The organism is Carnobacterium sp. CS13, from assembly GCF_016653495.1.
Taxonomy (GTDB): Bacteria; Bacillota; Bacilli; order Lactobacillales; family Carnobacteriaceae; genus Carnobacterium_A; species Carnobacterium_A antarcticum.
The window spans coordinates 483,702-506,662 of the sequence record NZ_CP067364.1 but is presented as its reverse complement, the minus strand read 5'-3'; the positions used below and the strand labels follow the sequence as shown (position 1 = coordinate 506,662).

Below are 22,961 nucleotides of genomic sequence, written 5' to 3'. Positions count from 1 at the left end.
AAATACCTTTATATGATATTTTGTCTTTTTTTATTTAAAACTAATTAACATACATCTAACTATAAAGAGATTCTCCGCTTACCGAGCCCCTCCGCCGCCTCCACCACCGGCACCTGCTCCTCCACCAAATGAAGTTGAGCCTCCTGTTCCGGATACTGCTGATGAAGCACTTGAATGGAATCCGCCGCTAGCTAATCCAGTGGACCAATTTTTTCTGAATCCTGTCATACCGTTCCAATACCAGTAATAATAGATAAAGTTATTCTCTCCAGAGACATTATTCGGATTTGGAATCATTTCCTTGAATTCCTTTGTTATTTCCTCACTTTTAAAGTACAAGGTATTCCAGAATAAAAATTCTTCAAAAGAGAAAGGATTGGTGTTGTCAGCAAAACCGTCTAATTCGATTTCTTCTAAATAATTATCAAATTGAACTAGACGATCAAACAACTTGTCGCCTTCAGGACTAGCAATAGCCACCTCATGTTTCGTGCTCCATACTTCGATTTCTTTAAATGAAATGAGGTTTTCTTTTTCTAGATACTCTTTTGAGTAATCGATCAAATAATCTGCAAAGGTTTCTACTTCTTTGGCATGTTTTTTTGCCCATTTCTTCATTTTATCGTCTTCAATGAAACCTCTACTGTTTGAAGCATCCAATAACATGAGCCACAATCCGGTCTCATAACTTACTTTATGATTCGTCTCTATTTTATCCACAAAATCAGTAAACGATTGAGGATAACGTGCATGCTCTTCTTCAAAATGAATAATTTCTATTTCCGTATCAAAATCATCCCCAAACATCGTTTTATCTTCAGTTGTATGGATAAGGATCCGTTCTTCTGATAACCATTTCAATAAATAAGCTGAGAAGTAATCTTCGAAATACCCTTTTTGAATGTCTTGCAGCAAATAAGCAATTCCTGCAAAATCTTCGCCATGATACGGAACTTCTTCTAAAAACACCTCACTATTCTCTTTGATCCTCTGTGCTCCTGAACGCATTTGCCCAGCTTCTTCTTTCGCTTTTTTTAAATTCTTGTAATACTTGGTTCCCAAAACAACACTTCCTCCGCCAGCAACCGCTAATAGAGAAATAATAACTATCGGAACCGTATTAGAAGAAGCCCCGTCATTATAAGCTGAGCCATCCATGGCCATTTCGCGCTGTTCTTCCAAAGTCATATCTACACTGGCTTGTGTATTAAACAGTCCTTGGGGAAATTGGAGCAGTGCCGTTACATCTTTACTGCTGTCCACTTCTTCCTCAGCTCTCCAAACGACCGTATCGCCTTCTAATTGAAGATCCCCTTCAAAACCAAATCCCCAGAAGCGGACATTTTCTTCTGTAAAGGGTTCAACCCCCGTAATTTCAACCGTTAAATTTTCTGCTGGAATATCAGAAAAGGTATCAAAATTCCATAGCAATGCCTGCCCATCTTCCAATTCACGAACTAAATTTGATAAAGTATAAGACACTTCGTATTCATTTTCTCCATATTCGCCAATACCCCAGATGAGCTCTAATCCGCTACCCGTTTCTACAGTGCCATAGTGACCAGCCTTTTCCTCTAATGAAGCATCTGCATCCCAATCTTTCACCTCTTGAAAACCAGCTACTGAAAAATCAAGCAATGCAGAATCCTGCAGATCATCCAACACAATATACAATTCAGTACCATCGTCCATAATCATTTTTCTATGTTCTGTGACAATCCCAGATCCGTCTTCTTGCAACTCAACTTCAATGGTCATATCCGATAGTTCATTTTCCGCAAAAACCGTTTCACCAAAAGTCATACTAAACAGAAAAGCAACTCCAATACCCAACAACCTTCTTACTCTTTTATTCATCTCTATATCCCCTCTTTCTTTTGTCTATAAATTCATTTCTTTTAACTGTATAACTGTTTTCAATTAGTGCTGATAACCGTTTCATGTCCATTAGTTTCTATGTACGTATAGTATACACAATATTCATACACTCTAGGAAACGTTATCCTAAATAAAAGCTGATAGAGAGTTTTTATTTGTTCTGATTATGCAAAAAAAAAAGAGCTTTATCGTTATCTCCTTGGTCATTAGCGTATAACTAATGCATAGGAATAACATTAAGCTCTCTTTCAAATATTTGTATATTAATTTAATGGGTTGTTAGTCACAAATCCATTTGCCATCAACCATGTTGCACGTTGCAGCATCTGACCCCATTAAGGTTAATCCTTTTAATTGAAACCCTTCTTCTTCAGCAATTTTTTCAATCGTTTGTTCGATCACTTCTTGAGGCTGCGCCCCGCTGATCAAATATTTTTGATTTACCACTATTGCAGGAGCTCCTTGGATACCATAAGCTTTTACTCGTTGCAAATCTTCCATAACAGCTTGTTCAGTTTCCGGACTCTCGAATTGTGCTTTCCAAGCATCAAAATCAACAGCCGTTTGCTTCACCACATTTTCAATAACCGCCAAGTCAGATACATTTCTGTTTTCTACGAATAAAGCCTGTTGTAAACCATCAAAAACAGCCCAATACGCTTCTTGGTCAGCGATCATTCCAGCAGCTTTCGAGGCTTTTAATCCATTTTTAGATGTTGGGAATAAGAAGTCTTGCTCTTTCATTCCTTCAATATTGAAACGATGTTCGTCATCGTTTTGGTTAGCCTGTTCCCAATGGTGAATCACTTCAGGTTTGACCGCTTCATGAGAACCAAACATTTGAATGAATTGCTCTTTTTCCCATCCTAAAGCAAATGAACGATGAATAATCTCTAGTTTTGGGTACTTTTTAGCCACTTTCCTCATACGGTAAGACATGGGAAAACAAAAACTGCAAATCACATCATGAAAAAATTCTACTTGCATTTCAACACTCCTAGTCGTTAACTTTTTTATTTTTATCGGTTTAAGGTATTTATATTCACTTACTTATTGTAACTTAAATAAAATCTCGTATCAACTTATCTATTCCATTCAAACATATTTTCCAAAATAGATAAAGCTAAAAAAGCTTTACAAATGGTAAAATAAGTCATAGACTATTGTCGAAAATGGTTCACTTGATAAGGGAGATGTCTAATTGAAGAAAAAAGATTACAAATGGAGAGCTCTTGTTTTTAATCCCATTATCGTAGTTGTATACGGTATCGGTTGTTGTTCCTTATCTCTGCTTGCTAAATATGGTGGAGTTGCACTAAGAGCGCCGATTATCTTAATCGCTTTTCTTAGTTTGTTCATTTGGTTTGCTTGGTGCTTGTATCGGTCTAAACGGAAGAGAAGCACAACTAAAAAGCGCACTTCTTCTGCTTTAGAAAAGATCAGCAAGTTATGGGTGATGGTCAGCACGATTTCTTTAGTTGTCATTACATTTGCCACTGGAATAAATATCTACCAAAGCGGCACAAATCTTCAAGGAAAATTAGCGTTTGTCATTGAAGACTTATTCAATAAGCGTAAAGTAGAATTTGTTCATGATAATGTATACAAAGATGACTTAGATGGACTATTTGCAGACCTTCAAACTAAAATTGATTTGCCAAATGAATTGTATCTCAGCAATCATTTCGACTTAACGTTCACTAAAGACGGTCAAATCACTTCTCTCTACAGCTTTTTATATGGCTTAAATGACGATGGTGAGATAAAGAGTTTTTTGATTGATTATGACCGTTCGAAAAGCAATGACATCACTGTGTACTTAAATGGTTATACGGATACACCTTTTGATGAAACTATGAAGCTCCGACCACTGATCAATAATGTGAAGAACCTTCCTATAAAAGAAACTGTTGATGACTGGAACGAAGAGACACTTGGCATCTATTATGCCGGTTACCGGAGCTGGGGGTACAATACTGAAGGAATTCTTTATTTTGACGAAGAAGGCGATACCTTCCCAATAGAAACCGCCAAGGATGAAATTACAGGTTACACTATTTCGGTCTATGCGCCGAATAGCAGCGGAATCACCCCCGTCCGTTTTGTTGATTATTCCTCGATATCCGATTCATTACAGGATAAAGTAAGCACAGCCAATCAGGATAAGAATGATGAGGAGACTTACTTTATAAATGAGTATTTAGGCTATCAATTAAGTGTAGTCGATGCTGCTGCAGGTTCTCGTTTTTATACCTTGAACCAAACCTTAGATGGCGGGAATACTTGGGAAACATTCAATCCTGATCCATTTTCAGGAGAAATAGGTACTTCAACAGGTATAACTTTTATTGATGAAAAACTTGGGTTTATTGGACTGGCTCACGGCGGTTCAACCTATGCAGATTTATATCGGACAACCGACGGCGGCAGCACTTTTGAAAAAGTAGACCTGCCAACTATTGAAGTTCCTTTAACAGATACTGAGAAATACGCTCCTTTTGATTTTCCAGAAATGCCCTCTAAAGAAAACGGAAATCTTTTCCTTCTAGTCGGACAAGGAGAAGACGGTGATCATAACGGAGGCAGTAAAGTCCTTTATCGGTCAACCGATGATGGTGCGACATGGGAATACGCAGAAGAGATTATATAAATATAAAAGAAAGCTAAAAACACTTTTAGTCTGTGTTTCTAGCTTTTTTATTTTACTCTACTGCCCTCTTCAACTAATCAACTGGTCAAGCAGAGAACAGATACAGCCATAAATAGGTTAATTAATATAAAGAGAAAAACACTGAATACCAATCATAAAACTATTATTTTCGTTCTTTGCTATAACCTGCTTTATTGTCATTAAAAGGGTTCTTTTCTTACTCTTATAAAGTTGGCTTAACCTTATAAGAATAAGCATAATTTAATCGACTATTTTTGACAAACATATCCCCTCGTGAGATGCTATATTCGTAGTAGAACCAAAAAATGAAAAGAACGGAGGATTTTTATGACAACAATGGTTTTTGTCAATTTTCCTGTCTCTGATGTCAATCGTTCGGCTGCATTTTATGAAAAATTAGGATTTACTAAAAACAAAGAATTTTCAACAGACGAAGCTGTCTCAATGGTTTGGGATGATCACTTTTGGATTATGCTGCTTAACCACGAATTTTACAGCTGTTTTATTAAAGACAAAACAATTGCAGATACTCAAACAACCAGCAGTTCTCTCATTGCATTCAGCATGGATAGTGCTGATGCAGTTAAAAAATTTGCTGAAACAGCTAAAGCCAATGGCGGTGATTTTTACAAAGTAGATATGGGGATACCCGAGGATCAAATGTTCGGACTTGAAGTGGAAGATCCAGACGGAAACATTTTAGAACCCAATTGGATGGCGATGTAAATAAGTAGTTTTCGAACCGTCAGAGAAAACCTCTGACGGTTTTTTGAAGTAAATAATTGCGTTCTTAACTGCAAAATTCCTCTTATATAAACACTCCTTCATCTCTTTCTATTGGTTGTTTTAAAGAAACCGAATCATTACGTGAGCATACATAACTTCTCCTACAACGAGAACGATACTAATTGGTAAATATTCTTGTTCTACATGAATATTTTTATGAATGTCTTTATCATTTCCAGATGAAGTAAAACAAGAAATAATAGACCTTTTTCCTTTTAATACATACACTCGTTGTTTGCTTAAAGGCAACAAATAATTTAAAAAAAGTAAAAAAACACCTAAAGCAGCAGCTAAATTCCGCCTTAGATGTCTACTACAAACACTGTATCAAACTGATTTGACACAGTGTTTCTTTATGTTTATTACCCCACTGACCCTTCCATCTCATAAGCAATCAACCGATTCAATTCCACCGCATATTCCATCGGCAGTTCTTTGGAGAAGGGTTCGACGAAGCCCATGATGATCATTTCAGTGGCTGCTTCTTCGGTCAAACCGCGGCTCATCAGGTAGTACAGTTGTTCTTCGGAAATTTTGGATACTTTAGCTTCGTGTTCCAGCGACACATTGCCGTTATGGATTTCATTGAAAGGAATCGTATCGGATTTAGACAAATCATCCATAATGATCGTGTCGCATTCGATATGTGAAATCGATCCGCCTGAGTTTTTCCCGAACGTCACTTGTCCGCGGTAGTTGACTTCTCCGCCGTCATGAGCAATTGATTTGGAAACAATTGAGCTGGATGTGTTGGGAGCATTGTGAATCATTTTTGCTCCGGTATCTTGGTTTTGTCCGGCACCGGCCATCGCGATAGACAGCATAGTACCGCGAGCTCCGTTCCCGTTTAAGTAAACGCTCGGGTATTTCATGGTGGTTTTCGCGCCTAAGTTGCCGTCGATCCATTCCATCGTACCGCCTGCATCGACTGTGGCTCTTTTAGTCACTAGGTTGTAGACATTGTCAGACCAGTTTTGGATGGTCGTGTAGCGGCAGTAAGCGTCTTTTTTGACGACGATTTCTACGATCGCGGCATGTAAACTGCTAGACGAAAAGGTTGGTGCCGTACAGCCTTCAACATAATGGACACTGGCTCCTTCATCCACTACGATCAATGTCCGTTCAAATTGACCCATACCTTCGTCATTGATGCGGAAATACATTTGCAATGGGACTTCGCAGCGGACGCCTTTGGGTACATAGATAAACGTTCCGCCTGACCAAGCAGCTGAGTTTAAGGCGGCTAATTTGTTATCAGTCGGCGGGACAACCGTTGCAAAATGTTCTTTGAATATTTCTGGATACTCTTTTAAGGCGCTGTCCGTATCTAAAAAGACGATGCCCATTTTTTCGAATTCTTCTTTCATATTGTGGTAAACGACTTCTGATTCGTATTGGGCTCCGGCACCGGCCAAATATTTGCGTTCCGCTTCAGGAATTCCGATTCGTTCAAAGGTTTCTTTGATTTTATCCGGTACATCTTCCCAGCTGCGTTCCGGTTTGTTGCTGGATTTTTTATAATACGTAATTTCATCAAAATTGATCTCCGACAAATCTGCGCCCCATTTCGGCATTGGCCGGCTCTCATAATGACGGAAAGACTTCAACCGAAAATCCAGCATCCATTCCGGTTCGTCTTTACGACCAGATATTTCTCGAATGATATCTTCTGAAATCCCTTTTCCAGTGGTATAAACCGATTCGACATCGTCATGGAAACCAAATTGGTACTCTTGTGTTTCTGGTACGTCGCTCATGTTCAAGAACTCCTTTCGCTCTTCTTCTCTTTTACTTGTTCTTTTGTTCTTGGGCTTCAATCAAAGCTTTTTCGAGCCCTTTCCATGCTAATGTTGCACAACGGATACGGGCAGGAAATTTTGAAACCCCGCTAAGAATAACAGCGTCTCCTAATGTTGCCGTGTTCTCGTCTTCTTTGCCTTGGACCAGCAGCGAGAACTGGTCGACTAATCCCAAGGCTTCTTCTGCTGTGCGGCCGATCACTGCATCGGTCATCATACTGGCACTGGCTGTACTGATGGCACAGCCGCTGCCTGAAAAGCGAATATCTTTGATTCGGTCTTCCTCAAGTATCAACTGCAGCTGGATCACATCGCCGCAAGTCGGGTTATTCAATTCGATTTGGTTTGTCGCGCTTTCCAATTGGCCATGATGGTGAGGATGGCTGGAATGATCGAGAATTACTTGCCGGTATAATTGATCTAATCTAGATAGTGCCATGATTGAAAAACTCCTTTGCGGCTATCAGTGCTTCTACTAAACGGTCTGCATCCGCGGTTGTATTGTATAAGTAAAAGCTGGCACGAACCGTTGACGAAACCTTTAAGTACTGCATTAACGGCTGTGCACAATGGTGTCCAGCACGAACGGCCACGCCTTGTATATCTAATGCCGTGGCCAAATCATGCGGATGAACGCCTTCCAAGTTAAACGTCACAACTCCGGTGCGTTCAATTGCATCGATTGGTCCGTAAACCACTACATCTGGAATGGCTTGAAGTTTGGGCAGCAAGTAAGCGACCAGTTCTTGTTCGTGCGCATAAATGTTATCTAAACCTGCTTGGGTTAAATAATCTATCGCTGCACCTAAGCCGATCGCTCCTGCGATATTCGGCGTCCCCGCTTCGAATTTCCACGGCAGTTCGGTCCACGTGCTTTCTTGCTCATGGACAAAGTCGATCATCTCGCCGCCAAATTCTACAGGTTCCATTTGTTCTAATAAAGCCCGTTTGCCATACAAAATGCCAATGCCAGTCGGTCCCAGCATTTTGTGGCCGCTAAAGGCATAAAAATCAACGTTTAATTGTTGCACATCGACCGCCATATGCGGAACAGCTTGTGCTCCATCAACGACGATGACAGCTCCCACAGCATGTGCCATTCGAGTCAGTTCAGCGATTGGATTGACACTGCCCAGTACATTCGATACATGGGTCAATGCGACGATTTTTGTACGCGGTGTAATTTGTTGTGCTGCACTGTCCAAGTCTAATTGTCCGTCTGCTGTCAACGCAATGTATTTCAATGTCGCTTTGGTTCTTTTAGCGAGCTGCTGCCAAGGAACGATATTGGAATGGTGTTCCATATAAGAAATCACGATTTCATCGCCCTCATTCACATTCGCTTCACCGTAACTTTTTGCCACCCAGTTCAAGCTGGTGGTCGTGCCGCGCGTAAACAAGATTTCTGCTGTTTCTTTCGCATGGATAAACTGTTGGACTTTTTCGCGCGCTGCTTCGTATTGCGCCGTTGCCCGCTCCGCTAAGGTATGAACACCGCGGTGAACATTGGCATTGGCTGTTTGATAATACGTTTCGACTGCCTGCAATACTTGCGTCGGTTTTTGGCTGGTTGCTGCGCTGTCTAAATAAACCAGCGGTTCATCATTGACTTGCTGATCTAAAATCGGAAAATCTTTTTTCCATGCTTCGCCGTGCTGGTTCATTTGGTTAGCTTCCCTTCAATGGTTTCCACTAATTCATCACGCGTCGCTTTCAATGGGATCGCCAAAATCACTGAACCTAAAAAGCCGCGAATCACTAAGCGTTCCGCTTCTTCTTTCGGTATACCGCGACTCATCAAATAGTACATTTCTTCCGGATCCACTCGGCCGACACTGGCAGCATGTCCCGCTGTCACATCGTTTTCGTCGATCAACAAAATCGGATTCGCATCTCCACGCGCTTTATCGGACAGCATCAAAATACGGCTTTCTTGTTGGGCATCGGCTCCTTTAGCGCCTTTGATAATGTGGCCGATACCGTTGAATGTCAGCGTTGCTTTCTCGCGGATAACACCATGCTGCAAGATATGTCCAATCGAATGCCGGCCATAATTGGTCACACGCGTATCGATGGCTTGGATTTGTTTGCCCATGCTGATAGCAACGACTTTTATTTCACTGTGCGAACCTTCGCCGATCAAATCCGAATCAAAGTCGGCGATTACATCGCCTTGGTTCATGACCCCAATCGCCCATTCGATTTGCGAATCGCCTAATAAATGGCCGCGGCGATTAAAGTAAGAAGTCGTCTGTTCGCCTAATTCATCTACTGCTGAAAACTTCACTTTTGCTCCTGGTTTTGTAATGACTTCTGCGACGATGTTAGCAGCATTGCTTGTCTCGCCAATCGTTTGGTATTTTTCGACATACGTAAATTCACTGTTGGCTTCTGCATAAATCAAGACGTGTTTGATAAAACTAGTGCTGGCTTGACTATTTTGGACAAAGACAGCTTCCAGAGGCTCTTCGATCACAACATTCTTAGGCACATACAAGAAAACACCGCTGTTCATAAACGCAGCATGAAAGGCTGTCAACTTATCTTCATCTGGTTTGACAGCTAACTGCATATACGCTTCTTCTAGCAATTCCGGGTGTTCTTCCATTGCGGTAAAAATGTCTGTAAAAATAACGCCTTGTTCAATCAATTCCATCGGCAGCTGTTCCAAAGCGGTTTGTGAACCGACTTGGATGATTTTAGGCGCATCGCTAGCGTCGATCAAAAAATCTTCTGCCAAGAAAACGGGATCTTCCATTACTGAAAAATTAGGTGCTTCTAACAACGGCCATCGGTGATAACGCACCCGTTCAATAACAGGCAACGCCAACTCATCGATCTTCTCCAACGCTGCTAATCGAAGCTGCAGCATCCATTCCGGCTCACCGTGGATCAATGAAAAATCGCGAACGGCATCAAGTTGATCCATAAAGTTTGTTTCGTTCATCTTGATTCCCCCTCCCTATTCGTCACCTAATTCAACGTCTAAGCCCAATTCATCGCGGATGCCTTTATAGCCTTCTGCTTCTAATCGTTTCGCCAACTCTGCGCCGCCGGTTTTAACCACTACGCCATTCATCATCACGTGTACGACATCCGGTGTGACATAATTTAATAAGCGTTGGTAATGGGTGATGATCAATGCTCCAAAGTCTTTCCCCCGCATTTCATTAACGCCTTTAGACACAACTTTTAACGCATCGATATCTAAACCAGAATCGATTTCGTCTAAAATAGCAAAAGTCGGTTCAATCATCATCAATTGCAAGATTTCATTGCGTTTTTTCTCTCCGCCAGAAAATCCCTCGTTTAAGTACCGTTCAGCCATTTCTTCCGGCATATCCAGCACCGCCATTTTCTCGTCCATCTTTCGGATAAAATTCATCACGGAGATTTTATCATCTTCAGGCCTGCGTGCATTGATAGCTGCCCGCATAAATTCAGCATTGGTGATTCCCGCTATTTCACTAGGGTATTGGACTCCTAAAAATAATCCGGCACGGGCTCGTTCGTCGACGGCCATGTCTAAAATATTCTCCCCATCTAGAAAAATTGTTCCTTCGGTCACTTCATAACTAGGATGCCCCATGATGGCTGCTGCTAACGTTGATTTGCCTGTTCCATTCGGACCCATGATTGCATGGATTTCGCCCGTATTAATAGTCATATTGACACCTTTTAAAATTTCTTTTCCTTCGATTGAAACATGTAAATTAGTGATCTCTAAGACTGCCATAACCAAAAAACTCCTTTAGTTGTTTTCTTATTTTTTAGTTCGTATCAAAAAAGAGTAAACCCTTTCTCTGTCGCTTTCATTTTAGCTCAATTGGTTATTTTACGCAATGAACGATGAGATAAAAGACGTCTTCCAAATAAAAGCTTTTAGCTGGTTTTTCTTGTTCTCAATTAGACAGACCGACAAGATGTTTTTGAGGTTTAATAGCAGTCAAATCACGTTTCCCTGTTTTTGAGACAAACTCTCTCCTTTTTAGCACTAATCAGAAAATTTTCGGAACCGAAAATTTCACTACCGGCTGTAGTTGAATCAATAAGGAGAGATACTTACTTTTCTGCTGAAAATAAGGTAAACTAGACAAAAGTCTTTTTCATGCAGCTACTCAGTTAGGAGCTGCTGCAATTGAATGAGACAGTGATTTTTGCGAAAGAAGGATAAGATAATGATGAAACCACTTATTGGAATAGCCGGGAATGTGTTAAGTGATTTAGCGGTAACCAACGGGTTGCCAGTTACGTATACACCGCAAGGCTTCGTCGACGGCATTGACCGTGCTGAAGGAACGCCGGTAGTCTTGCCAATCAGCTCTCCTACAGATGCCAGCGATTATATTTCACGAATTGATGGGCTTTTATTAGCCGGTGGACAAGACGTCTCTCCGCTGTTATACAATGAAGAACCGAGTTTGCAATTGGAAGCTACTAATCCTGCTCGTGATGCTTTTGAGATGGCTTTGATCGAAGCTGCTATCGCTCAAAAAAAACCGATTTTGGCTGTCTGCCGCGGATTGCAGTTGTTAAACGTCACTTACGGCGGCACCCTTTACCAAGATCTTTCAGACTACCCTGAATTAGCGGTACAGCACATTCAAAAAACTCATTTTGAAACGGGCGCTCATACGATTGTGATCGATCCGGACAGTTCTTTAGGTAAGATATTTGGCGAAACGTATATCGTCAATACGTACCATCACCAAGCTGTCAAAACATTAGCTAAACCGTTCAAAGCTGTTGCTTGGAGCAAAGACAAGCTGATTGAAGGATTTGAAGCGGTTGATCCAAAACAAAGTATTGTTGCGGTTCAATGGCATCCAGAATTAATGATGAAACAAGATCGCAAGATGCAGCAGCTGTTTGACGAATTTGTTAGTCGTGTCAAAGCAGTACAAGCATAAACTATTAAAAAAGGACTTGCTAAATGGCATAAACCATTTAACAAGTCCTTTTTGCTGTTTTAATTAGTGAATCGCAGCTTGTATGAGAGCTTGTACTTGTTTTTTAAACTCGACTGCTTCGTCTTTTTCCATTTCCGGCAACTGATGGCTTTTAGCAGCGGTTGTTATCGTCAAAGACATTAATCCCATTCTTTTGGTCAAAGGCCCAACACTGGTTTCAATATTTTGAATGCGGATCACCGGTATCGTCAGTCTTTTTTTCACCCAGATGCCTGAAATAACATCAATTTCGTCTTCACTATAATCGTAACGCCAAAATCGCTGCTTCAACCAAGGCACTAAACCCACAAAAATAAGAAGACAAACTACACTTAGGCCGATAGCCATACCGCTTACCCAAGCTGGAAAAATACGGTCTGCTGCAAAAAATTCAATGATCAGATAAACACAGGTGACTGCTGCAATAGGCAAACACATCAGAGCCGCCCGAATGCGCCAAGCTTTAACAACTTTAGAACTGATTTTCTTTTGCGGTTCCATATTCGCCAGCCTTCCCTTCTTCAACAAACCAATCGTATAGTCGTTGGCAATCTTTTTCTTCAATAAAAGAGAGCTGCTTTTCCTGAGCGCTGTCTCCAAGAGCACTTGCTACTTCTAATTTGCCCAATTGGCTTCTCTTCAAAAAATACTGTTGTTTAACGGTCATTTGTAAAATCCGCTCTTTGCGCAGGTAAATCGTTTCTGTTGAAAACCATTTTGGCAATTCTAAGGTCAATTCATTTGGAGACAGTGCATAACCGGTTTTACGGTAACGCCGATACCCATAGAAAAGATAAAAGACCGCTAGAATACAGCCAATTATCCAAGCCAGCTGCCAGACAAATAAGCTGATGCCAATAGACGCCACGACTAAAAATAATAACGGAAATTGAACAAAACGTCTCCATGAACGGATCGGAACAACTGCTTGTGCTGGATCACAGCGATACGCCGGCAGTATTTCTTGTATCATCGCTGCCAATTCTTTTTTCTTCACCAACGGCAGCAATAAAATCTGGCCTTTTTCTTGAACTTCTTTTGATGCGTCTGAATTGGTCTCTTTTTCATCACTGGTTATGCCGATATAAAAGGAGGTATAACCAAACAATTGCTGGATCCAGTTGCGTTGTTCTCTGAGACTTTGGACATTTTTCAATGCGATCGTCTGGCTTTTCACTTCAAATAACCCTTTTTCAATCGTAATATAGTCTTTGGTTAATTCTACTTTGTATTCAAAATTTCGGATAACAGAAAAAAGAGTGCCAATGATATAAACAATCAAAAAAACACCGATGACTAAGACCGTTAGCATCGTCCAAGTTGCGGATGTTGCTAATGCACTGATGCGTGCCACCCATGCTTCCGGAATCAATTCAGCGAAGATATTGATTCCTCCTACAACCACTAAAAAGCCTTTTAGGATAACGTCTCCCATCGCATTCATTTTAACAATATCGATTAGCGACATCGCGTACAGTTCTTTGGTTACGCCAGCTTGCTGCAACGAAAAGCCGCTGTGTTGATCCATAGAAGCTGATGGCGTTTCTTCTTCGTCTTCCTCGATTTCAACAGTGCTTTTTAAACGATCTTTCAAATGATGAAGATAATCCGCTAACTGTAAAGCTTGTGCTTTTGAAAGTGCATCTAGACTGATGCCTTTTCCAGGCGTTTTAATCTCTAATTTTGTTAAGTGAAAAACCCGGTGCACAATACTTTCTTGGTAATCAATGCTTTGAATGCGGCTGATCTGCACATCTTTTTCGTTGCGGATAAAAATACCCGTCTGCAATACAAAACGATTGCCTTCAACCCAGTAAGACGTGCGCAGATACCGAACCACATCGAAACTATAACTGACCAAGAAAACGACCACGAATAGAAGTATCAGAAAAATCGGCATTGACTCTTCGCCTATATTAAGAAAAACTAGGAAAACGATTGGCACGATCAACCTTTTCGCCCGATTAAATAAAGCTGTTACTAGTGTCAACGGGTGCAATTTATTCTTCTCAGACATCAGTCGTCACCGCCTTGATTTGTACCATGAGCTGTTGCCTTAACTGTTCTCCTTCTGCTTTCAGCAACAAAGGAACTTCGTGTGTCGTTCCGGCTGTATCGATGTGAACCGATTGAATGCCGAATTTGCGCGCCAATGGACCTTCTTTAACGAGGATATGCTGGATTCTTTCCACAGCGATCACTTCGCGTTTTTTAAAAAATAAACCGGTCATAATTTCTAACACTAATGGGTGCAGTTCGTAACGAATGGAGCGTAATTTAAGCGTGGGCAGAATGAGTCCGCTAAAAATGTACCCAATAACGGGGATCCCCAGCCAAAAAATCAATAAGAATTTGGGCCATCCCAATTGTACTGTAACGATCGAGACTGCTATTCCTAAACTTAATTCAATCACACCTTCAATGACGGCTTTCGTTCGTTCATACGAAATGACTTTCGCATCTAGTTGTTTACTTGGTACTGTTCGATACATGTCTTCTTTCCTCCAATAAGGTAAAAACGTTTAGGTTCATTCTACCATTTCTGCTAACGTTCCTCCATCCAATCCTTGATTTAAACATCCATTGAACTAAAAAAACTGTCCTCTATATTAAGAGCACAGTTTTTCTCGTTCAATATTATTCGGTTACAGGAGCGACAGCGCCATCCCAATTTTCAAGAATAAAGTCTTGTACTTCTTTTGATTTTAATACTTCGATCAATTTCAAAATAGCCGGGTCTTTAGCGTCTTCAGAACGTACTGCAATAATATTTGCATACGGTGAACTTGTACTTTCTAACGCAATGGAATCATCTAGCGGGCTAATGCCTTGATCAACCGCAAAGTTGGAGTTGATCGCAACCAGGTCGCCTTCCTCTTGTTGGTAAAGTGTCGTCATCAAAGCTGGATCATTTTCATATTGGAAAACCAGTTTCTTAGGGTTTTTATCAATATCATCAAATGTTGCCGTTGTTAATTCAACGCCTTCTTTCAATGTGACTAAACCAGCTTCTTTTAAGATCCCGATCACACGGCCCCAGTCGGCTTGGCTATTGCTGACTAAAACAGTTGCGCCTTCTTCTACTTCATCCAAGCTGTTGTATTTGTTTGAATAAATACCCAATGGTTCAAGGTGGATAGCTCCTGCATTGACAAAATCGTAATCATTTTCAGCAACTGCACTTTCAAAAAACGGAACGTGTTGGAAATAGTTCGCATCGATTTCACCTTCAGATAAAGCGATATTCGGCACGACATAATCATTATACGTGGTGATATCCAACTTAACGCCTTCTTTTTCAAGAAGCGGTTCTGCAAATTCCAGAATTTCAGCATGCGGGACGTTGCTTGCACCAATCTTAATGACTGTGTCTTTTTCTGAAGTTTCAGAAGAAGAGGATGAATCACTGTTGCCGCAAGCTGCTAATGTTAATGATAAACCAAGAGTGACTATTGCACCTAACCATGTTCTTTTTTTCATAATGAAATCCCCCTACTAATTTTTATTTTTTATATTGCCTTTTATCCCCACTTGTTTATGTGTTGCTTTTACCGTTTATCGATTCGCTTGACCAACACATCGCCAAGCGCTTGAATGACAAACACAATAACTAAAATGATCAACGTTGCGACTAATGTAACGGCTGGTTGATTTCGTTGGAAACCTTCTAAATACGCTAAGTTTCCTAATCCTCCTGCACCGATCACACCCGCCATTGCTGTATATCCTACCAATGAAATCGTCGTGACTGTGATTCCAGAAACAATGGCTGGTAAGCTTTCCGGGATAAGAACTTTATAAATGATTTCCCATCGGCTGGCTCCCATCGCCTCAGCTGCTTCAACGACGCCTTTGTCAATTTCACGAAACCCGATTTCAACGAGACGACCATAAAATGGAGCCGATGAAATAATTAAAGCGGGCAATGCAGCTGTCGGTCCAATCATGGAACCAACTAAACTTTTTGTGACTGGAATCATAAGGACAATTAAAATAATAAATGGCACTGACCGGAAAATATTAACAAAAACAGCTACGATTCCATACAATAGTTTGGCGAACGGGGTATCTTTCCCATTTGTCTCATACAACAATAATCCCAAAACCAGCCCCAAGAAAAAAACAATCACGACTGAGCCGATGGTCATGCCGATGGTTTGCATCGTGGCTTCCTGGATTCTCTCCCAGCGGACTTCTGAAAAATCAAAGTATTGAGCAAAAAGTCCAGCCCCTACGTTAAGATTTGCTAACATGTTCAATCACCTCTACTTCAACTTTCATTTGATGCAAGTGTTCGATTGCTTGATCAATATTTTGGCTATTGCCTCTCAATTGAACATACAATGAACCAATCGATCCTTCTTGGGTGTGCCGGATATTTCCTTGCAGGATGTTTAATTCCACATCATTGTCATGCACGATGCTTGAGATAATCGGCATTTTGGCTTGCTCTCCTTGAAAGGTCAAATGAATCATTTTTCCTTCTGGGTATTCAGCCAGCATTTCTTCGACGACTAGATCTGTTTCTTCACTATCCGGATTCGCGTCTTGGCGGATAAACCGTTTGGTGATGTCTTGCTGCGGTCTCTTAAAGACTTCCAGTACATCTCCTTGCTCCACTACCTTGCCATCATCCATGACCGCTACTTTATGACAAATCTTGCGAACCACGTGCATTTCGTGAGTGATCAAGACGATTGTCAAATTCAAACGTTTATTGATATCCAATAGCAGATCCAATACTTCATCTGTCGTTTGAGGATCCAATGCACTGGTGGCTTCATCACAAAGCAGTAACGTTGGTTCGTTAGCTAAAGCTCGCGCAATTCCGACCCGCTGCTTTTGACCTCCGGATAATTGTGCCGGATAAGATTGTTCGCGGCCTTCAAGACCAACCAGACGAATCAATTCTTTCGCTTTTTCAGTGCGTTGTTCTTTAGGTACCTTGGCAATCTCTAATGGAAACAACACGTTTTCTAACACTGTCCGAGACCATAAAAGATTGAAGTGCTGGAAAATCATACCGATTTTTTGACGTTCTTTTCTCAATCCTTTCCCTTTTAACTGAGAAATAATACTGCCTTCGATCGATACGGTCCCGGCTGTTGGCTGTTCAAGACCATTAAACATTCGGACTAACGTGCTTTTGCCAGCGCCGGAATACCCAACGATGCCATAGATTTCGCCATTTTTAATGGTCAAATTGACGTCTTCCACAGCTGTCAAATTACCTTGCTTCGTTTGAAACACTTTTTTTACATTTGCTAATTCAATCATGTGCTTAATTCCTTTCTTAAGCTGTTCTGACTTTTCTTGTTAAACAAAAAAACTTCCGCCCTTATACCAAGTTCTTAACTTAATATAAGGACGAAAGTTTGACATTTCGTGTTACCACCTTAATTCGTTGATTCATCGCTAAACCAACCTCAATCAGTACTGAGTTCATTGCAACTCTTATACTGCGGCACTTTATCGGGTGCTTCCGGAAAAAGCTTGTGCTTTCGCATTCACTTATTCTGCTCAAAGACCATCTTCGGTTCGACTCCCATTACCTCTTTTCAGCAACCGAGGCTCTCTATAAATGCTTGTAACGAACGTACTCTTCTTATCAACGCTATGAATATGATATTGTTCATAGTCTAACAGAGCCTTTTTTATCTGTCAACTGAATTTTTTAAATCGTATCTGAAAGAGCGTTGAAGGCTGCTTCATCCACTTCAGATAGATCAAGGATCCAGTTGTCTTGCGGATCTGGACTGTTTAATTTTTCCGGATCATCTGCTAATGCTTCATTAAAGCGGCTGACTTTTCCTGAAAAAGGTGCTGTTAATTCGGTAACAGCTTTTGCGCCTTCTACTCCAATCAAGTTATCGCCCGTTGCTACTTCATTCAAGTCAGAAGGTACCTCAACAAACATTACTTCTCCTAAATCGTCTTGCCCTTTTTCTGATAAACCGATGCGGTAATTGCTGCCGTCTTTCAAGATCCATAATCCATTTTCGCTATATTTCATTGTATTCTTCGCTGTCATTTCATTTCTTCTCCTTTTTAGTTAAGCCATACTTTTTCAAATACATCTTCGTTAAAACCCAGCGTTACTGTGCTGCCATTTGTGACGAGCGGCCGTTTAATCAGCATTCCGTCCGTTGAAAGCAGTTCGGCCGCTGCTTCGATAGTCAATGTAGGAACGACTTCTTTTAAACCTAATTCACGATACCGCGTACCGCTGGAATTAAAGAAACGTTGGATCGGCAAGTCAGATTTCCTGATCCAGTTTGCTAACTGTTCTTTAGATGGCGGAGTTTCAATCAGATTGATAGCCTGATAAGCCATATCATGCTGTTCCAGCCACTTTCTGCCTTTGCGGCATGTTGAGCACGTCGGATGTTGATAATAGTTAAGCATGTGCTAGATGACCCCTTTTCAACTTGATTTGCTGATTTGTCTCGTTCGTTTTCTGATGATCAAAAACCTTCTTTTTCCTCAGAAAACATATAACTGCGGTAATGGTACCGCATCGACATGACCAGTCCCACTCCCATCATATTTCCCAACAAGGCTGTTCCCCCTTGAGATATAAAAGGCAATGGAATACCTGTCAACGGCAACAGACCAATTCCCATTCCGATGTTTTCAAGCACATGGAAGAGAATCATCATGATCACTCCTGTAGAGATATACGTATAAAACTCGTTTTTTGTATCAAAACAAATACGAATCATTTGATAAATCAACAAGAAGTAAACAAAAATCAGTGCGCAACTGCCAATAAAACCGAAATTTTCACCAATCGTAGCAAAAATCATATCCGATTCTCGAACCGGCACATACACTTCGGAAACACCGAAGCCTTTCCCAAATACTTTCCCCGACCCAATTGCTTTCATACTTTGAATCAACTGATAAGCAGCATCGGCCGCATCATGATAGGGATCCAGCCATGTATCGATACGAGCAAATTGATACGGTTTGAACCCAAATTTCAGCAAAACATCTCGATTGTACACTACCATAAACAGCACTCCGCCGGCTAAACCTGCAAAAGACAAAAATAGCGGCAAGATAATTTTCCACGTCACACCCGACATCAAAACAACACCGCCGATAATCGCTAAGAAAACCAAGGTTGTCCCCAAGTCATTTTGCAACATAACTAAAACCAAAGGCGCTAAAGAAGTTAAAATGATCTTTCCCAACAGCACAAAGTCAGCTCTCACAAAATGCTGATCGTATTCACTATTGTGTTGCGTCACGACACGTGCGAGCATTAAAATAAAAGCAATTTTCATGATTTCGGAAGGCTGAAACGTTATCGGGCCGAATTTGAACCAACTTTTTGCACCGGTAAAAGCTTCAGTCGGCCGGTCATAGAAAAATAAAACCAGAACGAGAAGCAGCAAACCGACCCCGTAAGCAATTGGAGCCAGCTTCCATAACTGTTCCGAATCAAATTGCATAATGACAATGATGGATGCTGTTCCGATTATGTACCAGAGAACTTGCATCACAGTAGCTTGGATACCTTTGCCTTCTATTAAAAAAGTAGTAGAGAAAATCGTTGCTATGCTCATTAAAGCCAACAGCAATACGGATAAAATAATACCGTAATCTATTTTTGATTCATTATTTTCATTCATTTTTCTGAAAATCTCCTTGTCTCTTCTATTCAATCATTACATTCTTTGAATCTTATCCATTATATAAGAAATAGTACACAAAAAAAAGGCTCTAGTTATTCTTAACTAAAACTGAAGAAAAAAAAGAAAACTAAGCAGACAGCTTAGCGTTCTTCTTGTTCGATCACTGGTTTTACTTTTGTCAGTTTCTTTCGTTGTCTCTCTGCTGAATCCATCAAATAATCTTTTTCCGTTTTGCCGGCTCCAGCTGCTTCTTTTTCTTGTTTTGCTTGTGTGACTGTTTTTCCATTGCGGTACTGGTAGTAAATGGTATTGATGAATGCTCCCAACAATAAGACCGTCGCTGATAAATAAAGCCACAACATCAATACAATAAATACTCCAAATGTCCCGCTGCCTGTAGCAGCTCCCCCTGCGTATTTCACGTATAATGAGAACCCTTGAGAAAGGATCAACCAGCCTGCTGTAGCGAAAATTGCACCTGGGATAGCGTATTTGATCGATAACGAATGGTTCGGCAGCAAATAGTAAATCAATGTCAGTACGACTATGAGTACGACTAATAAAACCAACCATCGAAAACTAAGGATCGTTTCAATCAAAGTAAGTTTGACATGCAGCAAACTTTCTACAAAATGCAGAATTTGTTCACCAAAAACGAAGGCAAACATGATTACCCCTACAACAGCCACGATTGCTAAGTTGATTAGAAATGAGACTACTCGAACAATAATGAAATTCTTTCTCTTCTCGACACCGTAAACGTCATTCAAAACGACTTGAGCAGCATTAAACGCTTTACTGGCTGACCAAAGTGACGTGATCAACCCAATAGAGATGACACCACCATTTGTGTTGCTTAAAAAATCAATCAACATCGGTTGAACAACATTATAGATATCTCCTGGCAATGCTGTCTTTAAATAAGGCAAAATTTCTTCTGCACTGATGGGCAAGAAAGGGATAATATTAGCTGCAACCAGTAAAACCGGGGCTAATGAAAGTAAAATAAAGTAAGCAAGTTCTGCTGCATTCGAAGATACTTCGGCTCGTTCCCAATTGGGTTTGATAATATCTAACCACGTCATTGCCTTTTCTTTAAAAGAAGCTTGTTTTGCAGTTGCTGGCATCCTCATCACATCCTTCATTTATTTATTACCGTATTTCTTCGCAACTTTATATCTTAAATAGTGTGTAAATTATAATCCATGATCAATTGGTTGATGCCTTCATCTACAGATCTAGCTTTTGATTCCGTTCCTGAATTTGAAATGACGGTCACTGGACTTCCAGTTTCTTGTTGGATCATTCCAATTTTTTCTTCATTGACGTACAATTCTAATTCAACAAAACCGTCTTTATTTTTTGCTGTTTCCTTTACTTCTACTTGGATTTTCTTACTGTTTTTTGACATAGCTAAACTCCTTTTATTTGTTTTACTCAAATTCAGTATACTCTATTCTTGCATTTTTTTCACTTCTTACCCATTAGGAACGCTAAATCAAAAACAATTCTACAGCAAACAAATAAGAGCATCCTTTAGTAAAAACTAAAGAATGCCCCAACTATTCTGCATTTAGTTATTCTGAAACAATTGCCACGCCGGCACTTGCACCAATTCTTGATGCACCTGCTTTAATCATTTGTTCTACATCTGCTTTTGAATGGATGCCGCCAGAGGCTTTAACTCCGACTTCTGTTCCGACCGTTTTTCTCATCAAAGCGATGTCTTCTTTTGTTGCTCCGCCAGTTGAAAAACCTGTCGATGTTTTCACATAATCTGTACCCGCTTGGACAGCCAATTCACAAGCCCGTACTTTTTCTTCTTCTGTTAGTAAACAAGCTTCAATAATAACTTTCACTAGTGCTTTCCCTTTTGCTGCTGCAACAACTTGACTGATATCGGATAATACTTTTTCATTATCTTTTTCTTTCAATGCACCAATATTGATCACCATATCTACTTCAGTTGCGCCATTGTCGATTGCATCTTTCGTCTCAGCTACTTTTACAGCAGTGGTATTAGCACCTAACGGAAAACCAATGACGGTACAGACTTCAACAGGAGAACCTTTTAATTCTTTCGCTGAAAGTTCTACCCATGTTGGGTTGACACAAACGGAATAGAAGCCGTATTCTTTCGCTTCTGTAGTCAGTTTAATAATATCCTCTTTTGTTACACCTGGTTTCAAGGCTGTGTGGTCGATCATGTTCGCTATAGTAGTCATTATTTTCCTCCATCTTTTATTGCATCTAACGGCTCTTTCCTATAGAAAGGCGATGCTTTAACTGTTTTTATCTGAAACTTTTACTGGGTCACTTTACGCGACTCGGTAAACTGTCTTAACTGCTCCATATCAGGATAAGAAGCTTGTGTTCCTCTTTTTGTTACACTAAGTGCCGCAAAAGCATTGGCCATTTTTATTGATTCAAGCACATCTCCGGTTTGCACATAATAATGGGCGAAACACCCAATAAACGCATCTCCCGCTCCTGAAGTATCAACGGCTGCTACTTTGTGAGACTCTACTCGGTGAGTTTGTTCCTTAGTCATCCAGATGATTCCTCTGCTTCCCAAAGTCACAATAACATTTTTTACGCCTTTCTCGATCAACGTTGAAGCTGCTTCGTAAACTTCTTCATCTGTTTCCACAGGCATTCCGGTTAATATTTCTAACTCGGGCCCGTTTGGTATGAAAAAATCACACTTACAAACATAATCGAAATCTAATTCATGTGAAGCCGGAGCTGGATTAAGAATAACGGGTATATTGTGCTGCTGACCAAATTCTATCGCCCGATAAACAGTCGGCAAAGGGATTTCCAACTGCAATACAATTAAAGAAACGAATTTTAATTGTTCTGCCGCTTGATCCACATCTTCTGGCGAAAGGTATTGGTTGGCTCCTTTTATAATCAAAATTCGGTTATTTGATTCAGTGTCGACAAAAATGGGCGCAACACCGCTAGGCACTCCAGCTACTTTTTGAGTAAAGTCAGTATTGATGCCATGAGCTGCTAAATTTTTTATCGTATCATCCGCAAAAAGGTCATCGCCGACTTTTGTCACCATCATAACGTCTGACTTTAATTTTGCTGCCGCCACCGCTTGATTGGCTCCTTTTCCTCCATGGCCCATCTCAAAACTAGGGGCTTCTAGTGTTTCGCCTTCATTCGGCATTCTATCAATATAAGTAATAAGATCTACCATATTCGAACCGATAACTGCTATATCCATTTT

23 protein-coding genes and 1 other annotated feature are annotated in these 22,961 nt (G+C 40.6%); of the genes, 3 read left to right on the top strand and 20 right to left on the bottom strand.

All coding sequences use genetic code 11. From position 1 onward, the window contains the following. Positions 1–78 precede the first annotated feature (78 nt). Together JHE06_RS02420 and JHE06_RS02415 are read right to left on the bottom strand one after the other, a co-directional pair. The gene (locus JHE06_RS02420; protein WP_236253536.1) at positions 79–1,857 is read right to left on the bottom strand and encodes a DUF2207 domain-containing protein; all 1,779 of its coding nucleotides are present in this window, start codon (positions 1,855–1,857) and stop codon (positions 79–81) included. 300 nt (positions 1,858–2,157) lie between these two features. Beyond that, complete coding sequence (locus JHE06_RS02415; protein ID WP_058919982.1) at positions 2,158–2,865, bottom strand: DsbA family oxidoreductase; 708 nt, start codon at positions 2,863–2,865, stop codon at positions 2,158–2,160. A gap of 214 nt (positions 2,866–3,079) precedes the next feature. Here JHE06_RS02415 and JHE06_RS02410 point away from each other — a divergent pair, with 214 nt between their 5' ends. Both JHE06_RS02410 and JHE06_RS02405 read left to right on the top strand, forming a co-directional pair. Then, a complete protein-coding gene (locus JHE06_RS02410; protein ID WP_236253535.1) occupies positions 3,080–4,528 on the top strand; it encodes a WD40/YVTN/BNR-like repeat-containing protein in 1,449 nt (482 codons plus the stop codon). Between the two features lie 348 nt (positions 4,529–4,876). Further along, a complete protein-coding gene (locus JHE06_RS02405) occupies positions 4,877–5,275 on the top strand; it encodes a VOC family protein (RefSeq protein WP_201089308.1) in 399 nt (132 codons plus the stop codon). Between the two features lie 422 nt (positions 5,276–5,697). Here the strand turns inward: JHE06_RS02405 and sufB are convergent, their stop codons facing one another. Genes sufB through sufC form a run of 5 tightly spaced genes read right to left on the bottom strand, consistent with a single transcriptional unit; the run spans position 5,698 to position 10,870 of the window. Then, positions 5,698–7,092 (bottom strand): Fe-S cluster assembly protein SufB, encoded by a 1,395-nt coding sequence (gene sufB / locus JHE06_RS02400; protein WP_201089306.1) that lies wholly within the window; start codon positions 7,090–7,092, stop codon positions 5,698–5,700. A gap of 31 nt (positions 7,093–7,123) precedes the next feature. Further along, positions 7,124–7,573, bottom strand: a complete 450-nt coding sequence (sufU, locus tag JHE06_RS02395; protein ID WP_201089303.1) for a Fe-S cluster assembly sulfur transfer protein SufU — start codon at positions 7,571–7,573, stop codon at positions 7,124–7,126. After that, complete coding sequence (locus tag JHE06_RS02390) at positions 7,560–8,798, bottom strand: cysteine desulfurase (RefSeq protein ID WP_201089301.1); 1,239 nt, start codon at positions 8,796–8,798, stop codon at positions 7,560–7,562. The genes sufU and JHE06_RS02390 overlap by 14 nt, the downstream gene beginning before the upstream one ends. After that, positions 8,795–10,081, bottom strand: coding sequence for a Fe-S cluster assembly protein SufD (gene sufD, locus JHE06_RS02385; protein ID WP_201089299.1), 1,287 nt, complete (start codon positions 10,079–10,081; stop codon positions 8,795–8,797). The genes JHE06_RS02390 and sufD overlap by 4 nt, the downstream gene beginning before the upstream one ends. A gap of 15 nt (positions 10,082–10,096) precedes the next feature. Then, positions 10,097–10,870, bottom strand: a complete 774-nt coding sequence (gene sufC, locus JHE06_RS02380) for a Fe-S cluster assembly ATPase SufC (RefSeq protein WP_201089297.1) — start codon at positions 10,868–10,870, stop codon at positions 10,097–10,099. Positions 10,871–11,312: 442 nt separating this feature from the next. Here sufC and JHE06_RS02375 point away from each other — a divergent pair, with 442 nt between their 5' ends. After that, positions 11,313–12,044 (top strand): gamma-glutamyl-gamma-aminobutyrate hydrolase family protein, encoded by a 732-nt coding sequence (locus JHE06_RS02375; protein ID WP_201089295.1) that lies wholly within the window; start codon positions 11,313–11,315, stop codon positions 12,042–12,044. 63 nt (positions 12,045–12,107) lie between these two features. On the opposite strand, the gene JHE06_RS02370 is transcribed toward JHE06_RS02375, so the two are convergent. The 13 genes from JHE06_RS02370 to rbsK all read right to left on the bottom strand — a co-directional run bounded on the left by JHE06_RS02370 (position 12,108) and on the right by rbsK (position 22,958). Continuing rightward, on the bottom strand, positions 12,108–12,584 hold the full coding sequence (locus JHE06_RS02370) for a PH domain-containing protein (protein ID WP_201089293.1): 477 nt from the start codon (positions 12,582–12,584) through the stop codon (positions 12,108–12,110). Next, entirely contained in the window at positions 12,556–14,100 is a 1,545-nt protein-coding gene (locus JHE06_RS02365) for a PH domain-containing protein (protein ID WP_201089291.1), read from the bottom strand. The genes JHE06_RS02370 and JHE06_RS02365 overlap by 29 nt, the downstream gene beginning before the upstream one ends. After that, complete coding sequence (locus JHE06_RS02360; protein WP_201089289.1) at positions 14,093–14,575, bottom strand: PH domain-containing protein; 483 nt, start codon at positions 14,573–14,575, stop codon at positions 14,093–14,095. The genes JHE06_RS02365 and JHE06_RS02360 overlap by 8 nt, the downstream gene beginning before the upstream one ends. Before the next feature lie 145 nt (positions 14,576–14,720). Next, positions 14,721–15,563, bottom strand: coding sequence for a MetQ/NlpA family ABC transporter substrate-binding protein (locus JHE06_RS02355; RefSeq protein ID WP_201089287.1), 843 nt, complete (start codon positions 15,561–15,563; stop codon positions 14,721–14,723). Positions 15,564–15,631: 68 nt separating this feature from the next. Then, positions 15,632–16,336 (bottom strand): methionine ABC transporter permease, encoded by a 705-nt coding sequence (locus JHE06_RS02350; protein ID WP_201089285.1) that lies wholly within the window; start codon positions 16,334–16,336, stop codon positions 15,632–15,634. Then, complete coding sequence (locus JHE06_RS02345; protein WP_201089283.1) at positions 16,320–17,360, bottom strand: methionine ABC transporter ATP-binding protein; 1,041 nt, start codon at positions 17,358–17,360, stop codon at positions 16,320–16,322. The genes JHE06_RS02350 and JHE06_RS02345 overlap by 17 nt, the downstream gene beginning before the upstream one ends. An 83-nt stretch (positions 17,361–17,443) precedes the next feature. Further along, positions 17,444–17,704: a binding site (T-box leader), on the bottom strand. A 53-nt stretch (positions 17,705–17,757) separates the two neighbouring features. Beyond that, positions 17,758–18,114, bottom strand: coding sequence for a glycine cleavage system protein H (locus tag JHE06_RS02340; protein WP_058919966.1), 357 nt, complete (start codon positions 18,112–18,114; stop codon positions 17,758–17,760). A 17-nt stretch (positions 18,115–18,131) separates the two neighbouring features. After that, the gene (locus JHE06_RS02335) at positions 18,132–18,488 is read right to left on the bottom strand and encodes an arsenate reductase family protein (protein WP_201089281.1); all 357 of its coding nucleotides are present in this window, start codon (positions 18,486–18,488) and stop codon (positions 18,132–18,134) included. A gap of 59 nt (positions 18,489–18,547) precedes the next feature. After that, complete coding sequence (locus tag JHE06_RS02330; RefSeq protein ID WP_058919964.1) at positions 18,548–19,720, bottom strand: FtsW/RodA/SpoVE family cell cycle protein; 1,173 nt, start codon at positions 19,718–19,720, stop codon at positions 18,548–18,550. A gap of 143 nt (positions 19,721–19,863) precedes the next feature. Beyond that, on the bottom strand, positions 19,864–20,850 hold the full coding sequence (locus JHE06_RS02325) for a YihY/virulence factor BrkB family protein (RefSeq protein WP_058919963.1): 987 nt from the start codon (positions 20,848–20,850) through the stop codon (positions 19,864–19,866). 53 nt (positions 20,851–20,903) lie between these two features. Next, complete coding sequence (locus JHE06_RS02320) at positions 20,904–21,134, bottom strand: DUF2969 family protein (protein ID WP_058919962.1); 231 nt, start codon at positions 21,132–21,134, stop codon at positions 20,904–20,906. 166 nt (positions 21,135–21,300) lie between these two features. Further along, positions 21,301–21,948, bottom strand: coding sequence for a deoxyribose-phosphate aldolase (gene deoC, locus JHE06_RS02315; protein WP_058919961.1), 648 nt, complete (start codon positions 21,946–21,948; stop codon positions 21,301–21,303). A gap of 80 nt (positions 21,949–22,028) precedes the next feature. Then, positions 22,029–22,958 carry a ribokinase gene (gene rbsK, locus JHE06_RS02310; RefSeq protein WP_201089279.1) on the bottom strand — a complete coding sequence of 310 codons (930 nt, stop codon included), beginning with the start codon at positions 22,956–22,958 and terminating at the stop codon, positions 22,029–22,031. Positions 22,959–22,961: the final 3 nt, after the last annotated feature.

Coding starts and splice junctions, on each gene's coding strand:
- JHE06_RS02420 (WP_236253536.1), bottom strand. CDS start 1,857: ATGAATAAAAGAGTAAGAAGGTTGTTGGGTATTGGAGTTGCTTTTCTG.
- JHE06_RS02415 (WP_058919982.1), bottom strand. CDS start 2,865: ATGCAAGTAGAATTTTTTCATGATGTGATTTGCAGTTTTTGTTTTCCC.
- JHE06_RS02405 (WP_201089308.1), top strand. CDS start 4,877: ATGACAACAATGGTTTTTGTCAATTTTCCTGTCTCTGATGTCAATCGT.
- sufB (WP_201089306.1), bottom strand. CDS start 7,092: ATGAGCGACGTACCAGAAACACAAGAGTACCAATTTGGTTTCCATGAC.
- sufU (WP_201089303.1), bottom strand. CDS start 7,573: ATGGCACTATCTAGATTAGATCAATTATACCGGCAAGTAATTCTCGAT.
- JHE06_RS02390 (WP_201089301.1), bottom strand. CDS start 8,798: ATGAACCAGCACGGCGAAGCATGGAAAAAAGATTTTCCGATTTTAGAT.
- sufD (WP_201089299.1), bottom strand. CDS start 10,081: ATGAACGAAACAAACTTTATGGATCAACTTGATGCCGTTCGCGATTTT.
- sufC (WP_201089297.1), bottom strand. CDS start 10,870: ATGGCAGTCTTAGAGATCACTAATTTACATGTTTCAATCGAAGGAAAA.
- JHE06_RS02375 (WP_201089295.1), top strand. CDS start 11,313: ATGATGAAACCACTTATTGGAATAGCCGGGAATGTGTTAAGTGATTTA.
- JHE06_RS02370 (WP_201089293.1), bottom strand. CDS start 12,584: ATGGAACCGCAAAAGAAAATCAGTTCTAAAGTTGTTAAAGCTTGGCGC.
- JHE06_RS02365 (WP_201089291.1), bottom strand. CDS start 14,100: ATGTCTGAGAAGAATAAATTGCACCCGTTGACACTAGTAACAGCTTTA.
- JHE06_RS02360 (WP_201089289.1), bottom strand. CDS start 14,575: ATGTATCGAACAGTACCAAGTAAACAACTAGATGCGAAAGTCATTTCG.
- JHE06_RS02355 (WP_201089287.1), bottom strand. CDS start 15,563: ATGAAAAAAAGAACATGGTTAGGTGCAATAGTCACTCTTGGTTTATCA.
- JHE06_RS02350 (WP_201089285.1), bottom strand. CDS start 16,336: ATGTTAGCAAATCTTAACGTAGGGGCTGGACTTTTTGCTCAATACTTT.
- JHE06_RS02345 (WP_201089283.1), bottom strand. CDS start 17,360: ATGATTGAATTAGCAAATGTAAAAAAAGTGTTTCAAACGAAGCAAGGT.
- JHE06_RS02340 (WP_058919966.1), bottom strand. CDS start 18,114: ATGACAGCGAAGAATACAATGAAATATAGCGAAAATGGATTATGGATC.
- JHE06_RS02335 (WP_201089281.1), bottom strand. CDS start 18,488: ATGCTTAACTATTATCAACATCCGACGTGCTCAACATGCCGCAAAGGC.
- JHE06_RS02330 (WP_058919964.1), bottom strand. CDS start 19,720: ATGAATGAAAATAATGAATCAAAAATAGATTACGGTATTATTTTATCC.
- JHE06_RS02325 (WP_058919963.1), bottom strand. CDS start 20,850: ATGCCAGCAACTGCAAAACAAGCTTCTTTTAAAGAAAAGGCAATGACG.
- JHE06_RS02320 (WP_058919962.1), bottom strand. CDS start 21,134: ATGTCAAAAAACAGTAAGAAAATCCAAGTAGAAGTAAAGGAAACAGCA.
- deoC (WP_058919961.1), bottom strand. CDS start 21,948: ATGACTACTATAGCGAACATGATCGACCACACAGCCTTGAAACCAGGT.
- rbsK (WP_201089279.1), bottom strand. CDS start 22,958: ATGGATATAGCAGTTATCGGTTCGAATATGGTAGATCTTATTACTTAT.